The sequence below is a fragment of the Acinetobacter sp. LF10 genome (genome assembly GCF_048585715.1).
Lineage (GTDB): Bacteria > Pseudomonadota > Gammaproteobacteria > Pseudomonadales > Moraxellaceae > Acinetobacter.
Map to the genome: position 1 here is coordinate 984,507 of NZ_CP184160.1, position 12,989 is coordinate 997,495.

The following is a 12,989-nucleotide window of genomic DNA, read 5'->3' on the forward strand; positions in this document are numbered from 1 at the left end:
AAATAAAGGATAGAAAAATGCTGCATATTCTCGGTATTCGTCATCATGGGCCTGGTTCGGCACGTAGTGTATGTAATGCTTTGGCTTCGATTCAACCTGACTGTATTTTGATTGAAGGGCCACCTGATGCCAATGCAATCATTGCCCAATTGCAACATGCCGATTTTAAGCCGCCTGTGGCGTTGTTGTTGAATACCCCTGTACAAAAAGAAGTGCGATCACAGGCAGTCTTCTATCCTTTTGCTGAATTTTCGCCTGAGTGGCAAGCTTTGCAATATGCGCTGCGTCAGCAAGTTGCAGTAGAGTTTATGGATCTGCCTTTGCAACATCGTTTTGCACTGGAAAAACAATGGGCAGAGCAACGTTTACAGCAAGCTTCAGCCGACGAACAAGCATTAGCAGACGAACAAGAGATTGAGTCTAATCAGCAAGATGATGTTGAGCCAGAACAGAATCTGGAGCAGCATTATCTTTCGATTCGCCGAGATCCAATTCAACTGTTGGCGGAACAGGCAGGCTATCAAGATAGCGAACGTTTTTGGGAGCATTTGGTTGAACAGCAGCCACACGCTGGACAAATGTTTGCCGCAATTACTGATGCGATGGCAGCTTTACGAGATTATTTACTGAGCCAGCATCCTGAAAACTATAGCAGCGAAGATCAATTGCTGGAGCAGTATCGCGAAGCCTATATGCGCAAAGTGATCAAGCAGGCAGAAAAGCAGGGCTACCAAAATATTGTAGTGATTTGTGGTGCATGGCATGCACCTGTGTTGGCAGATTTAAAAGCGCAAAATAAAGTGGATACCGCTTTGCTGAAAGGCTTGCCCAAAGTGAAAGTGGATGCTGCATGGATTGCGTGGACACATGGACGATTGAGCCGAGACAGTGGCTATGGTGCAGGTGTACAAGCGGTGGGATGGTATACCCATCTTTGGAAGCATTATCAACAAGCTTTAGACGAAAATGTTGATGGCGAGAAAATTAGCATTGATTGGTTAAGCAAATTTGCCCAAGCCTTACGCCAAGCAGGTCATGATGCCTCTAGTGCTCAGATTATTGATGCGGTACAACTAATTCAATCTTTATTGCAATTACGTGGACGCCGTATTCCTGATTTGGAAGATTTATTTGAGGTGATTCGCTCGGTCTTGAATCATGGTTTAGATATTCCACAACCGATTTTAGCCAAATTGCTTGAAGACGAGCAATTGGGGCAAGTACCCGATGAATTGATTGAGCTACCCATTCAAAAAGATTTCTTGCAGCAAGTGAAGCATTTCCGTTTAAAGCTCGAAGCACCTCATCGTGACATTAGTCTGGATTTACGTGAAGCCTTCGACTTGGCAAAAAGTCAATTTTTACACTGCGTGAAATTACTCGGTCTTGCTTGGGCAGACTTGGCAGGTACAGGCTCGAAGCAAGGCAATTTTAAAGAAGCATGGCAATTGTCTTGGCAGCCTGAGAGTAGTTTATATCTGAATGAAATGTCGCTGTGGGGCAATAGTATTCAGCTTGCTACACAAAGTTATTTAGAAAATCAGATTCGACAATGTGAAGATGTGGCGCAAATTGCACAACTGATTGAGAGCATTTTATTGTCTGGTCTAGATCAAAGCTTAAATTTGGCTTTGGATAAATTGAATGAACTCACTACCCAGCATCAAGACCCTAGTATTATTTTGGCAACTTTAAAGCCACTGATTACGGCAATTCGTTATGGCAGTGTGCGCCAATTTTCAATGCAACATTTACATCAAGTGGTAGAACATTTAGCGATTCGCTTGATGTTGAGTTTGCCAAGTTATTGTGTACAACTGAATGCCGAAATGGCGCAGCAGTTTGCCCAACAACTACAAAATTTATATGAACTTTTAGAACAATTACAACAAGATGAATTGTTACAGCTTTGGCAAGAGACCTTACATCAGTTATTGCAGTTGGAACAGATGCAAGGTTATTTGCATGGTTGTTGTGTGCGTTTAGCACGAGAACAGCACTTGATTGATGTAGAGCAAACACAGGGGTTTCTGTCTCGAGCTTTATCGCTTGGGCAGACGGCGGATTATAGTGCAGCTTGGTTTGAAGGTTTCTTGACTCATCAAGCTTTGCTATTGATTCATGAGCAAAGTCTTTGGGATACGGTGAGCCAATGGGTCAATCAATTACAAGAGCAGCAATTCATTGAATTGTTACCGATTTTGGCGAGAACAGCTTCAAGTTTTAGCCCTGCTGAAGCGCAGCAATTAATTCAGAAAGTGACGCAAAAATCGACCGCAGTCAAACAAGAGGTCGGTGCTTTAGACATCGCACGTGCTCAAACGGTATTAGATGAAATTTATGCGTATTTACAGCCTGTTGTGGTAGAGGGTTAAGTCATGAATATGAATGAAGAACTGATCACTTTAGAACAACCTGACCTTGCGGAACAAGAACGACGTTGGCGATTAATTTTAGGGCAAGTCCCAAATTCGACCTCGCATTTACCGAATTGGTCGGTGCAAGATACCAAAATGCAAGAATGCTTGAATGAGCTTTATCAGACGCAACAGTCCAATCGCCGTGGTGGTTTAGGGCATTCTAGTCCTCGAGTGGCGCAATGGTTGGGGGATATTCGCCAGTATTTCCCATCTTCTGTGGTAAAAGTTATTCAAAAAGATGCTTTAGAGCGTTTAAATTTACAACAAATGTTGTTAGAGCCTGAATTGTTGGCGAGTGTAGAGGTCGATATTCATTTGGTTTCTACCTTAATTTCACTCAATCATTTGATGCCTGAAAAAACCAAAGAAACTGCGCGCATCGTGGTACGTCAGTTGGTAGAACAGCTTGAAAACCGTTTAAAACAACCATTACAGCAAGCGATTCGAGGCAGTATCAATCGTTCAGCACATACGCGTCGTCCTAAACGCATGCAAGACATTAACTGGAAACGCACCATTCAAGCCAATTTGAAACATTGGCAGGAAGATTTTAAAACCATTATTCCACATGAATTACATGGACATCCACGCCAACAAACGGCTTTAAAAGACATTGTGCTGTGTGTCGATCAAAGTGGTTCGATGGCACCTTCGGTGATTTATTCCAGTGTCTTTGCGGCGGTGATGGCAAGTATTCGTGCAGTCAGTACGCAAATGATTGTATTTGATACTGAGTTAGCCGATTTAACCCCTTTGCTCGAAGACCCTGTGGATGTGTTGTTTGGAACGCAGTTGGGTGGGGGAACCGATATTGCCAAAGCGATTAAATATTGTCGTGGTAAAATTACTCGTCCAGAAGATACCATCTTTATTCTCATCAGTGATTTGTGTGAAGGTGGTGATGCCAAGCAAATGCTCAAGCAAGTCGCTGAAATGCTAGATAGTGGTGTGCAAGTGATTGCATTACTGGCATTGTCTGATGATGGTGCGCCTTGGTACGATACCCAACATGCACAGATCTTTGCGGATATGGGTATCCCAACCTTTGCTTGTACACCTGATCAGTTCCCAGAATTGATGGCAACTGCAATTGAAAAACGAGATATTCATGCATGGTATGCAACCCAACAAAATCTGACATAATAGAATATGAAGATGACGTTTCGCTATGCAAGTCGAAACGTGTGAGCTGATTGAGGATAGGTCGTTGCTGAAAATTATTTTGATTGTGGTGGTAATTTTAAGTTTAGCTTTACTGTTGTTTTTATTGTATCAAAGTCAAAAAATGCTGCGTCATGTGCAGAAACAACAGGCTTTGGAAAATAAGAAAAATGGTCGAGAACGTCAGCTACATCCCAAATTACAGCAGCGTAAAAAACCTCAGGATTAACTGAGGTTTTTTGTTGGAATTGTTTTTACGGCTCCAAATTCAAAACGATCAGGCCAGTTGCAGACATCGGATACGATACATTCAGCACATTTAGGTTTACGTGCTATACAACAATAACGTCCATGCAAGATCAGCCAATGATGAGCATCAATAATAAACTCTTTAGGAATAACCTTAATTAATCGATCTTCGACTTCTAAAACATTTTTACCTACTGCCAAACCAGTACGATTGCCAACACGGAAAATATGGGTATCGACTGCCATAGTGGGATGACCAAAGGCGGTATTGAGCACGACGTTTGCCGTTTTACGCCCTACACCCGGTAAAGCTTCCAGTTCTTTTCGCGTTTCTGGAATTTGTCCTTGATATTGATCAAGTAAAATCTGACAAGTTTTGATCACATTTTCAGCTTTAGAATTATACAGCCCGATGGTTTTGATATATGTTTTTAAACCATCAACACCGAGAGCCAAAATCGCTTGAGCGGTATTGGCAACAGGATAGAGTTTATCAGTCGCTTTGTTGACACTGACATCGGTTGCTTGTGCAGAAAGCAAAACAGCAATCAGTAACTCAAAAGGAGAGCTGTAGTTCAGCTCAGTTTGGGGATGTGGTCTTTGCGTACGTAAACGTTCAAAAAAAGTCTGAATTTGTTTTTTGGTCATATTTTTGACAGGCATTTAGATTCCCTGTAATTCATTTAAACGTTGTTGTAAATCGAGTAATTGTGCCTGTTTTTGCTCATCAGCACGTACGCTTAATTGTTTTTCTAACTTTTTGATTTGCGTTCTAATTTTCGCAAGTTCAATTGTCGTTTTTGCATCTAATACAGGATTTTCTTTCGGTTTATCCATGAGTGTGATCACGGGTACATTGTTAAGTGCTTGAGAAAATTGAGCAAAAAATTCGGTATCAATTTCAGCACGAACAATCGGTCCTTTACGACTCAAACGACGTTTTTCTTCTCGTTGAATATGCGCATAGTAACGATGTCTGAGATCATCTTGTTCAAGATTACGTTGTTGAACTGTAGGTAATGGATTGGTATCTGCGACTAGATCAATACAATCTACAGGACAGGGTGGAATACATAACTCACAACCCGTACATAGATCAGTCAAGATACTATGCATTAATTTTCCGCTACCGATAATGGCATCAACAGGGCAGGCACTAATACATTTAGTACACCCGATACATTCATCTTCACGAATTATCGCTTTCATTTGTTGCGGTCGACCATCTGCTTGAATGTCCCAAACACTCGGTTCCGCAATCATTGTTGGTCTTTTTAATAATGTCGCAAGTGCATCGGCAACAGGTTGTCCACCTGGAACGCATTTGTTTGCATCTTCACCTTCCACGATCGACTTTGCATAAGGTAAACAACCATCACGATGTCCACATAAACCACATTGTGTTTGTGGTAAAAGTTGGTCTACCTGAACGATAAGAGAGAGTTGTTGTGCTGAAACTGACATGAAAGAAGATAGGATAAAAACAGTGTCGCTATTATAGCAAAGAATAGTTTAATCGGCGGCAATCGTTGCTTAAATCTATTTTTATAGATTTTTATTTTTGCAATTGACGCAGTTGAACAATTTATCGTAGCTAAGATTTTGTATGCACCAGGTAAAGCATCAAATGCGGGCGGAGTTGCAACTTCTGGTCTTGAGATGTCTCAAAATGCGTTACGTTTCGGTTGGACATATGGTGAAGTCGATGAACGCCTACATGCGATTATGAAAGATCTTCATGCCAATTGCTTAAAATATGGGAGCAAAGAAGACGGGACTGTCAATTATGTTTATGGTGCGAATATTGCTGGTTTCGTCAAAGTAGCAGATGCCATTCTCGTGCAGGGTATTTATTAAGGGTCTCCTAAACTCCCGCTTTAATAAAGAGAGACTTTTCATAAAAAAATCCGATGTTGAAACATCGGATTTTTTTAACTGACTAAAATTATGGTTTTTTCACGGTTTCTTGTTCAACCATCATATCTAAGACATCAGCTAAGCTTGATTGATCTGCTGCTGGATTTTTAATTTCATAGCGTTTAACACGAACGATCACACGTTGGTTTGGATTATGTTCAAAGCCTTCGATTTGACCGTAGTAAAGTGACCAATTTTTATCAGCATAGGTTTTGATGCCTTTGTCATCATATTTAATCTCACGAACTTGCATACATGTTTGTGGTGCTACACCCGTACATGATTTAGTTTGTGGTGAAATTTCGAGGAAAACGATTTTACCTTCAGACTGGTATTTTGCTTCAGCTGTCATTTTACCAAGGAACGTATATTTTTGACCGTTTGCATCGCTTAAAGTTAAGCTCGGCTGGTCTAAATTTGTTGCATTAATTTCAAATGAAACCTTACGTTTTTGTAAAAGTGTACCTGCAAATTGCTCTTGTTTCATCAGCGCTGGTTCACATGCCATCATTGTTGAAGCGCCATTACCTGTAACAATTGAACCATTTTCAATTTTCCATGAGGTATTTAAGCGGTTACAACCAGTATCTACAGATAAACGATCATTGGCTAAAAAACTTAATACGATTGGTTTTTTTGTATCAGTTGGTTGATATGACCAAGTATAGTTTGTTAACACACTCGTATTCACGATTTTGCTTCCTGTAAATACATGTTTTTGACCTTTACTATCAGTTACTGTCAAGATCGCTTGATCATTTTGGGTACTGAGTGTGAAAGGAACTTTTTTCTCACTAAAAATATCAGCAGATAAGCGTTCTTGTTGCATTAAATCATCCGCACATGCCATCATTGTTGATGCCAGTGGTGAGGTTACAATGGTATTACCTTCAACTTTCCAAGTCCCACCTTGATTATTACAGCCAGTTTGAATAGATAATCGTTGATTATCATCGAAAGATAAAACTAAAGGTTTTGATGCTTTTGAACCTTGATAAGTCCAATTATATTCAGTTAAATTTTTTGCAGCAGTTGTATTCATTTGAGAAATAACATTATCAGTCACATTTTGTACTGTTTGGCACGCCATCAAAGAAAGTGGCAATAAAGCAAGAACTAAATATTTAATTTTCATAGTCAAACAACAGTAAATAAATAACAGTCATTAGCTTAAAGTATTCTTAAAAAAAGAAAATGTAATCCGTTTATGGATTAAGTTCGTTAAATGTATCCAATTGTAAATTTTAAGAAAATTAATTAGGAAAATGACTTACTCAAATATAAGTAAGCCATTTAAAAAACATGATGCTTGGTTTTTAATCAAAACGATAAATATCCATACCTAATGACCCCATTGAAAAACTACTATGCACGATACTAAAACGATGTCCTGTTCCCATTGCAAAGAATAATGGTGCAAAATGTTCAAGGGTAGGATGATTTCGTTGCACGTAGGGTAAAGATGGCCAGTTAAGTACAGCGTCATAATCTTGATGGTTCAGTTTACTGACCACACTATTTCGAAATGTGCTTGCCCATATTGGAACTGCAGCATCTGCATGCCATGAAAGTTCAGAGAGATTATGGGTAATGCTACCAGAGCCAATTAATAAAATTTGTTGTTCACGTAAAGGTGCTAAAACTTGCCCAATTTTGTAAATCTGGTCAGCATTCATTTCAATAGGTAAGGAAATTTCAATCACAGGAATATCGGCTTCTGGATACATATGCAATAAAGGCATCCATACACCGTGATCTCGTGGTCGCGTGCTATTGGCATGTGCAGGAATATCTGCTTCTGCAAATAGAGTCAGTATTTCCTCAGCAAGTTTTGGAGCGCCCGCAGCAGGATAACGGATCTCATAAAGTTCAGGGGGGAAACCACGAAAATCATGCCACGTTTGAGCTCGGGTTGAGGTACTCACTTCTAGCGCTTGACTTTCCCAATGAGCAGACATCACAATAATTGCCTGAGGTTTTGGTAAATTATTGCTTAAACGATGCAATGCGGGACCCACTTGTTCAGGATCAAGTGCAAGCATGGGAGAACCATGAGAAATAAATAACCCGGGTAAAGTCTGGAAATTCATAGATAAGCACCTGATTAGAAATACATCATTATCGTGACAAATTCATGGGAACAATGACAGCCCTTAAATATCAACAGATTGTTCTATAATCAGAACAATTTTAAGCGCGATGATAAGGATGATTATGATTGATACTCATCGCTCTATAAAGTTGCTCAATCAGTAAAATACGAACCATTGGATGTGGCATGGTCAATTTAGAAAGAGACCAATGCCAAGCTGCTGCTTTACGAACTGCGTCTGAATGTCCATCAGGACCACCAATCGCAAGAGCAATATCATTGCCTTCAAGCATCCATTGTTTCATGGTATCTGCCAGTTTTTCTGTACTGAGTTCTCGACCACCTACTTCTAAGGCAATTAAGGTTTCATTGGGTTTAAGTGCATTTAAAATACTATCACCTTCAATTTGACAATATTTTAAAATATCTGCTTCTGAATCATTTTTGCCTCGTTTTGCCATTGGGAGTTCAATGACTTGAGTTTGTACAAAAGGTTGAATGCGTTTGAAATAGTCTTCAAATCCAGTTAACACCCAAGCAGGCATTTTTTGCCCAATAGTCAGAATACGAATTTTCATAGAATAAATAGATCGAGAAATTACGCCTATTATAAACAGTGTTCTTTATGGATAGTGATCAGCATAAAAGGGAATAGTCGCTGAAAGTGTATTTATTGATTATGTTGCATAAAAAACGCAGCTCAAAATTGCGTTTGAGCTGCGATCAAAGTGTCATCAGTCTGGAGTTCGGATGACACTAAAAAATGGGTTCACTGAGTCAAGCTTCATCTTTATTTTTATCGACTCTATTTTATTATGCAATAATTTGGTTGTTTTTCAACCAAATTATGTAACAAAAAAAGAGAGCTGAAGCTCTCTTTAATTTTCATCTACTTACTTGTTTAATGACGCGCAGCCTTTGCTTCTTCTACTGGTTTAACAATAGGTGTTTTAGGTAAAGGCTTCGGCGTATCCGTCAATGCTAAAGGTAAGATCTCATCAATACTTTTTACAGCTTTGATTTCTAAGCCTTCTTTTACATTGTCAGGAATCTCGGCTAAGTCACGAACGTTATCTTGCGGAATAAAAACTAATTTAATTCCACCACGGTGAGCTGCAAGAAGTTTTTCTTTTAGACCACCAATACGCATCGCACGACCACCTAGACTCGTTTCACCTGTCATCGCAATATCTGGACGAATCGCAATCCCTGTAAATGCTGATACAAGTGCAGTTGTGAGTGCTAGACCAGCAGATGGACCATCTTTTGGCGTTGCACCTTCAGGTAAGTGAACATGGACATCAGTTTCATCAAAACGTGATGCTTCAATACCTAATTCATCAGCACGAGTACGTACCACAGTCATTGCTGCGGTAATTGATTCCTTCATTACATCACCGAGCGAACCCGTCGTAATGAATTTACCTTTACCTTTCACGGCTGCAACTTCAATGGTAAGTAATTCACCGCCAACAGACGTCCAAGCTAAACCATTTACACGACCGACTTGTGCTTCATCTTCAGCCATACCAAAGTCAAATTTGTGCGGACCTAGATATTCAGGAAGATTGGCAGAAGTGACATCAACTTGTAAGTTTTTAGACTTCTTGCTTACAGCTTCTTTCACCACTTTACGTGCAATTTTAGACACTTCACGCTCTAGGCTACGGACACCCGCTTCACGTGTATAACGTTGTACGATGTCACGGATTGCTTCTTCGTGAACAGTCAATTCTTTTGCACGTAGACCATTGTTCTTAATCGCTTTTGGAACAAGGTAACGTTCAGCAATATTCACTTTCTCATCTTCGGTATAACCCGGTAGACGAATGACTTCCATACGGTCAAGCAATGCTTCAGGAATATTCATGCTGTTCGCAGTACAGATGAACATGACTTCTGAAAGATCAAGATCGAGATCTAAATAATGATCGTTGAACTTACTGTTTTGTGATGGATCAAGTACTTCCAATAATGCCGATGCAGGATCGCCACGATAGTCTTGTGCCATCTTGTCAATTTCGTCGAGTAAGAACAGTGGGTTCTTCACGCCAACTTTTGTTAAAGACTGTACAATTTTACCCGGCATCGCACCAATATAAGTACGACGGTGACCACGGATTTCAGCCTCATCGCGTACACCACCAAGCGCCATGCGAACAAATTCACGACCTGTTGCTTTAGCAACAGATTCACCAAGTGATGTTTTACCCACACCTGGAGGACCAACTAGACAAAGAATAGGACCACGGAGTTTTTTCACACGAGATTGCACTGCAAGATATTCAACAATACGATCTTTGACGTCATCTAAGCCGTAATGATCTTCATCAAGAATCTCTTGTGCTTTTGCTAAGTTAATGCTGACTTTGCTCGCTTTGTTCCATGGGGTATCCAGAATGACTTCTAAATAGTTACGAACAACGGCAGCTTCGCTTGATGCAGGTTGCATTGCTTTCAGTTTGCGAAACTCAGCTTCAGCTTTTTTGCGTACATGTTCAGGCAAATCTGCTTCAGCAAGACGTTTTTCAATTTCCGCAACGTCATCTTCAGCACCGCCGTTCATATCAGAAAGTTCACGTTGAATAACTTTCATTTTTTCATTTAGAAAGTATTCTCGTTGATTCTTTTCCATTTGACGTTTAACACTGTCATGCAACGTTTGTTCAATTTGCTGTTCAGCAGATTGATTCATCAAGTAGCTCATTAACTCTTTAAAATGCGCTTCAAATTCGTCGTGCTCTAAAAACTTTTGTTTCACTTCGATATTTAAAGGTACACGAGTTGCAACAAAGAACATTAATTGTAATAAGTCTTCGATTTTATTTGCTGCTGCAACAAGCTCACGTGCATTGCGTAATTTCGCTTCAGCATATTGAGCGAATAGGGTACGTAATTCGTTTAAGCGAGTTGCTTGAGCTTCCTCGTCCAATGGTAATGTCATTGGACTGAGACTGTGCTCAGCAGTCAAGTATTCTTCACCATCAATAATCCGCTCTAGTTTAGAACGATGCAGACCTTCAATCAGTACTTTAATGCAGTTTTCATCATTTTCATGATTTACGACTTGTACGATTTTAGCCACAGTTCCGTATTGATAGAGGTTATCGTGATCAATTTCTTCTGTAAGCGAATCTTTTTGCGCAACTACAAATACTAAATTGTCACCGTTACGAGCCACATCCACTGCATTGATCGATTTTTCACGACCCACAAATAGCGCAATTTGCATGTGTGGATAGACCACAACATCACGTAATGCTAATAGTGGTAATACACTTGGAACCTGTGGCTCTAAGCTTGATTCATTATTTAAAATATATTCAGACATGGGCACTCCTAATGAGTGACAACGGTGTTGCCATGTTTTTTATAGTGATGTGCATTTCAAAAATTACAAGGGTTTTTACTTAGAAAATATTAAAAAAAGACTAAATTGGTCGGTTTTTTTCTAAAAAATATTAGAACAATAAGGCTAAGGCTTGAAAATATAGAACTTTTTAGGTGTTAGTAAACCATGCATCGGTTGATCCCATTTTTGTCTAGGTAAGGTTTGATCAATATATTGAAATGTATGGGCGAGACCCAAACGGAAAGGTCGATGCGGCGCACTTGCCAAAGTACGGTCATAAAAACCACCTCCCATGCCGATTCGTGTCCCTAAGTGATCACAGGCAAGTAAAGGTATAATTAAAAGATCCAAAATGGATATATGATGACCGCGACTTGCCATGGGTTCTTTCATCCCGAGAGGATGATGGGAAAAACGTTGATTTGAGTATTGCTTAGAGTTTATTTTTACCCATACAAGTTCTTGATTCATCGTGCAAATCATGGGTAGGTAAACGAGTTTTTTGTGTTTAAAACAAAGCTGAATGAGTTTGTGAGTATGCACTTCGCCAAAAGCATGAAGATATAATCCAACGCTTTTTGCAAACTTGAATTGGGGTATTGATCTGAGGCGATTTACAGCGTCTTGTTCACTTTTTTTATGTTCAAAGCGATTCACTCGTTTTCTTTTTAAACGAATATCTTTTCTCAGTACATGTAAATCACTATTCATCGTATTCAAAATAAAACAAAGCCTCGAGAATCATACTTGATTTAAGTGTGCTTAAGTATCTAAATAAATTGAAGTTCTAATGTTGTTGATCAGTTATGGATTCTGACAACTTAAAGTAATTACAAAGCTGTAACACTCGACCTAATCACTATGTTGTCAAAAATAAGAATAAAATAACAAATTTTAGTTTCATATGACAAAAAATTCACAAATTGCGTAAAAAGTGATCTATAATCTTACCGTGAAAATCGCAAATACTTTGCTATTTCACATGTTTAAACAATTAAAAGGAATATTTTAGCGCTATGAATGAGCGGGGTATTTTATTTCATTCGTTACGATATTCACTGTGTCACTTTATAAAAATATTTAAAAGACCATAGGGTAAGGTTTAGAGGGAAAAAGTATGTTTGATTCAAAAAATGTAATTGTCTTAGATCAAATGCTTATCTTAACTAAAGAAGGTAAAAATGATTTGATTTATCATAATGATACGCTGTTGAAAGTAATGATGATCTCTAATCAGCATCTCATCGTCGCTGATGATTACCAAACCAGTTTCTTATTGAAACAAAAGGATGAAAATGTGATTTGGTCATTTATTTAATGTTATGTACTTTTTTGATGAGTATTGATTCAACTGCTTAGCTTTATTGATGGAACTTATTGTTTGAGTTCCATCAATATTGGGCAACATTCATTTTCTGTCGTTTTACATTCGTCTAACCATGTGGAAAGTCTTTGCTTAAGACTCACAAGCTCCTGAATTCTTTCATCGATCTTGCTTAATCGTTGTTCAATGACATGTCTGACTTGGACACGATCCTCTAAATTCAGTGTGAGCAATTCTTTAATTTCATTCAGTTGTAATCCAGCATCCTTCGCTTTCTGAATAAAGCTCAAGGTCTCTAAGTCCTGCTGATTGTAATATCGGTAACTTTGAGTGCTTTCAGGTATTCGCATTAAGCCGATACGTTGATAATAACGAATGGTTTCGACATTAACGTGACAGGATTTTGCTAATTTTCCGATTGTTAGGTTCATTTTCTCATACCTGTGTTGGGATAGTGAAAAAGCACTTGACTCT

At 39.1% G+C, this 12,989-nt stretch carries 12 protein-coding genes and 1 pseudogene; 5 read left to right on the forward strand and 8 right to left on the reverse strand.

The features are described from left to right. Nucleotides 1-17: 17 nt before the first annotated feature. The 3 genes from ACN19N_RS04720 to ACN19N_RS04730 all read left to right on the forward strand — a co-directional run bounded on the left by ACN19N_RS04720 (nucleotide 18) and on the right by ACN19N_RS04730 (nucleotide 3,810). Nucleotides 18-2,375: a DUF5682 family protein gene (locus tag ACN19N_RS04720; protein ID WP_420002072.1), complete on the forward strand. Its 2,358-nt coding sequence runs from the start codon at nucleotides 18-20 to the stop codon at nucleotides 2,373-2,375. A gap of 3 nt (nucleotides 2,376-2,378) precedes the next feature. Continuing rightward, nucleotides 2,379-3,563: a VWA domain-containing protein gene (locus tag ACN19N_RS04725; protein ID WP_269228408.1), complete on the forward strand. Its 1,185-nt coding sequence runs from the start codon at nucleotides 2,379-2,381 to the stop codon at nucleotides 3,561-3,563. 64 nt (nucleotides 3,564-3,627) lie between these two features. Continuing rightward, on the forward strand, nucleotides 3,628-3,810 hold the full coding sequence (locus ACN19N_RS04730) for a hypothetical protein (RefSeq protein WP_034602651.1): 183 nt from the start codon (nucleotides 3,628-3,630) through the stop codon (nucleotides 3,808-3,810). Here ACN19N_RS04730 and nth read toward each other — a convergent pair. Then, on the reverse strand, nucleotides 3,807-4,493 hold the full coding sequence (gene nth / locus ACN19N_RS04735; RefSeq protein ID WP_420002073.1) for an endonuclease III: 687 nt from the start codon (nucleotides 4,491-4,493) through the stop codon (nucleotides 3,807-3,809). The two genes, ACN19N_RS04730 and nth, sit on opposite strands and share 4 nt — an antisense overlap. After that, nucleotides 4,494-5,294, reverse strand: coding sequence for an RnfABCDGE type electron transport complex subunit B (locus tag ACN19N_RS04740; protein WP_269228406.1), 801 nt, complete (start codon nucleotides 5,292-5,294; stop codon nucleotides 4,494-4,496). Nucleotides 5,295-5,396: 102 nt separating this feature from the next. Between ACN19N_RS04740 and ACN19N_RS04745 the strand changes: the two are divergent. Then, nucleotides 5,397-5,687: pseudogene (locus ACN19N_RS04745) on the forward strand (glutamate dehydrogenase); the annotation flags it as partial. 88 nt (nucleotides 5,688-5,775) lie between these two features. On the opposite strand, the gene ACN19N_RS04750 reads toward ACN19N_RS04745, so the two are convergent. The 5 genes from ACN19N_RS04750 to ACN19N_RS04770 form a co-directional block, all read right to left on the reverse strand. Then, on the reverse strand, nucleotides 5,776-6,882 hold the full coding sequence (locus ACN19N_RS04750; protein ID WP_269228405.1) for an META and DUF4377 domain-containing protein: 1,107 nt from the start codon (nucleotides 6,880-6,882) through the stop codon (nucleotides 5,776-5,778). A 181-nt stretch (nucleotides 6,883-7,063) separates the two neighbouring features. Next, on the reverse strand, nucleotides 7,064-7,837 hold the full coding sequence (locus ACN19N_RS04755; RefSeq protein ID WP_269239290.1) for a DODA-type extradiol aromatic ring-opening family dioxygenase: 774 nt from the start codon (nucleotides 7,835-7,837) through the stop codon (nucleotides 7,064-7,066). 100 nt (nucleotides 7,838-7,937) lie between these two features. Then, the gene (gene rlmH, locus ACN19N_RS04760; RefSeq protein ID WP_004663191.1) at nucleotides 7,938-8,417 is read right to left on the reverse strand and encodes a 23S rRNA (pseudouridine(1915)-N(3))-methyltransferase RlmH; all 480 of its coding nucleotides are present in this window, start codon (nucleotides 8,415-8,417) and stop codon (nucleotides 7,938-7,940) included. A gap of 323 nt (nucleotides 8,418-8,740) precedes the next feature. After that, nucleotides 8,741-11,170, reverse strand: a complete 2,430-nt coding sequence (gene lon / locus ACN19N_RS04765) for an endopeptidase La (RefSeq protein WP_420002074.1) — start codon at nucleotides 11,168-11,170, stop codon at nucleotides 8,741-8,743. Between the two features lie 144 nt (nucleotides 11,171-11,314). Then, nucleotides 11,315-11,902, reverse strand: coding sequence for a 5-formyltetrahydrofolate cyclo-ligase (locus ACN19N_RS04770; protein WP_420002075.1), 588 nt, complete (start codon nucleotides 11,900-11,902; stop codon nucleotides 11,315-11,317). Nucleotides 11,903-12,308: 406 nt separating this feature from the next. Between ACN19N_RS04770 and ACN19N_RS04775 the strand changes: the two genes are divergently transcribed. Continuing rightward, nucleotides 12,309-12,509 carry a hypothetical protein gene (locus tag ACN19N_RS04775; protein WP_005217587.1) on the forward strand — a complete coding sequence of 67 codons (201 nt, stop codon included), beginning with the start codon at nucleotides 12,309-12,311 and terminating at the stop codon, nucleotides 12,507-12,509. A gap of 56 nt (nucleotides 12,510-12,565) precedes the next feature. On the opposite strand, the gene ACN19N_RS04780 is transcribed toward ACN19N_RS04775, so the two are convergent. Next, complete coding sequence (locus ACN19N_RS04780; RefSeq protein WP_420002076.1) at nucleotides 12,566-12,946, reverse strand: MerR family transcriptional regulator; 381 nt, start codon at nucleotides 12,944-12,946, stop codon at nucleotides 12,566-12,568. Between the last annotated feature and the right edge of the window lie 43 nt (nucleotides 12,947-12,989).

Excerpts from the sequence above, each read along its gene's own strand:
- ACN19N_RS04720 (WP_420002072.1), top strand. The coding sequence starts at position 18 with ATGCTGCATATTCTCGGTATTCGTCATCATGGGCCTGGTTCGGCACGT.
- ACN19N_RS04725 (WP_269228408.1), top strand. The coding sequence starts at position 2,379 with ATGAATATGAATGAAGAACTGATCACTTTAGAACAACCTGACCTTGCG.
- nth (WP_420002073.1), bottom strand. The coding sequence starts at position 4,493 with ATGCCTGTCAAAAATATGACCAAAAAACAAATTCAGACTTTTTTTGAA.
- ACN19N_RS04740 (WP_269228406.1), bottom strand. The coding sequence starts at position 5,294 with ATGTCAGTTTCAGCACAACAACTCTCTCTTATCGTTCAGGTAGACCAA.
- ACN19N_RS04750 (WP_269228405.1), bottom strand. The coding sequence starts at position 6,882 with ATGAAAATTAAATATTTAGTTCTTGCTTTATTGCCACTTTCTTTGATG.
- ACN19N_RS04755 (WP_269239290.1), bottom strand. The coding sequence starts at position 7,837 with ATGAATTTCCAGACTTTACCCGGGTTATTTATTTCTCATGGTTCTCCC.
- rlmH (WP_004663191.1), bottom strand. The coding sequence starts at position 8,417 with ATGAAAATTCGTATTCTGACTATTGGGCAAAAAATGCCTGCTTGGGTG.
- lon (WP_420002074.1), bottom strand. The coding sequence starts at position 11,170 with ATGTCTGAATATATTTTAAATAATGAATCAAGCTTAGAGCCACAGGTT.
- ACN19N_RS04770 (WP_420002075.1), bottom strand. The coding sequence starts at position 11,902 with ATGAATAGTGATTTACATGTACTGAGAAAAGATATTCGTTTAAAAAGA.
- ACN19N_RS04775 (WP_005217587.1), top strand. The coding sequence starts at position 12,309 with ATGTTTGATTCAAAAAATGTAATTGTCTTAGATCAAATGCTTATCTTA.
- ACN19N_RS04780 (WP_420002076.1), bottom strand. The coding sequence starts at position 12,946 with ATGAACCTAACAATCGGAAAATTAGCAAAATCCTGTCACGTTAATGTC.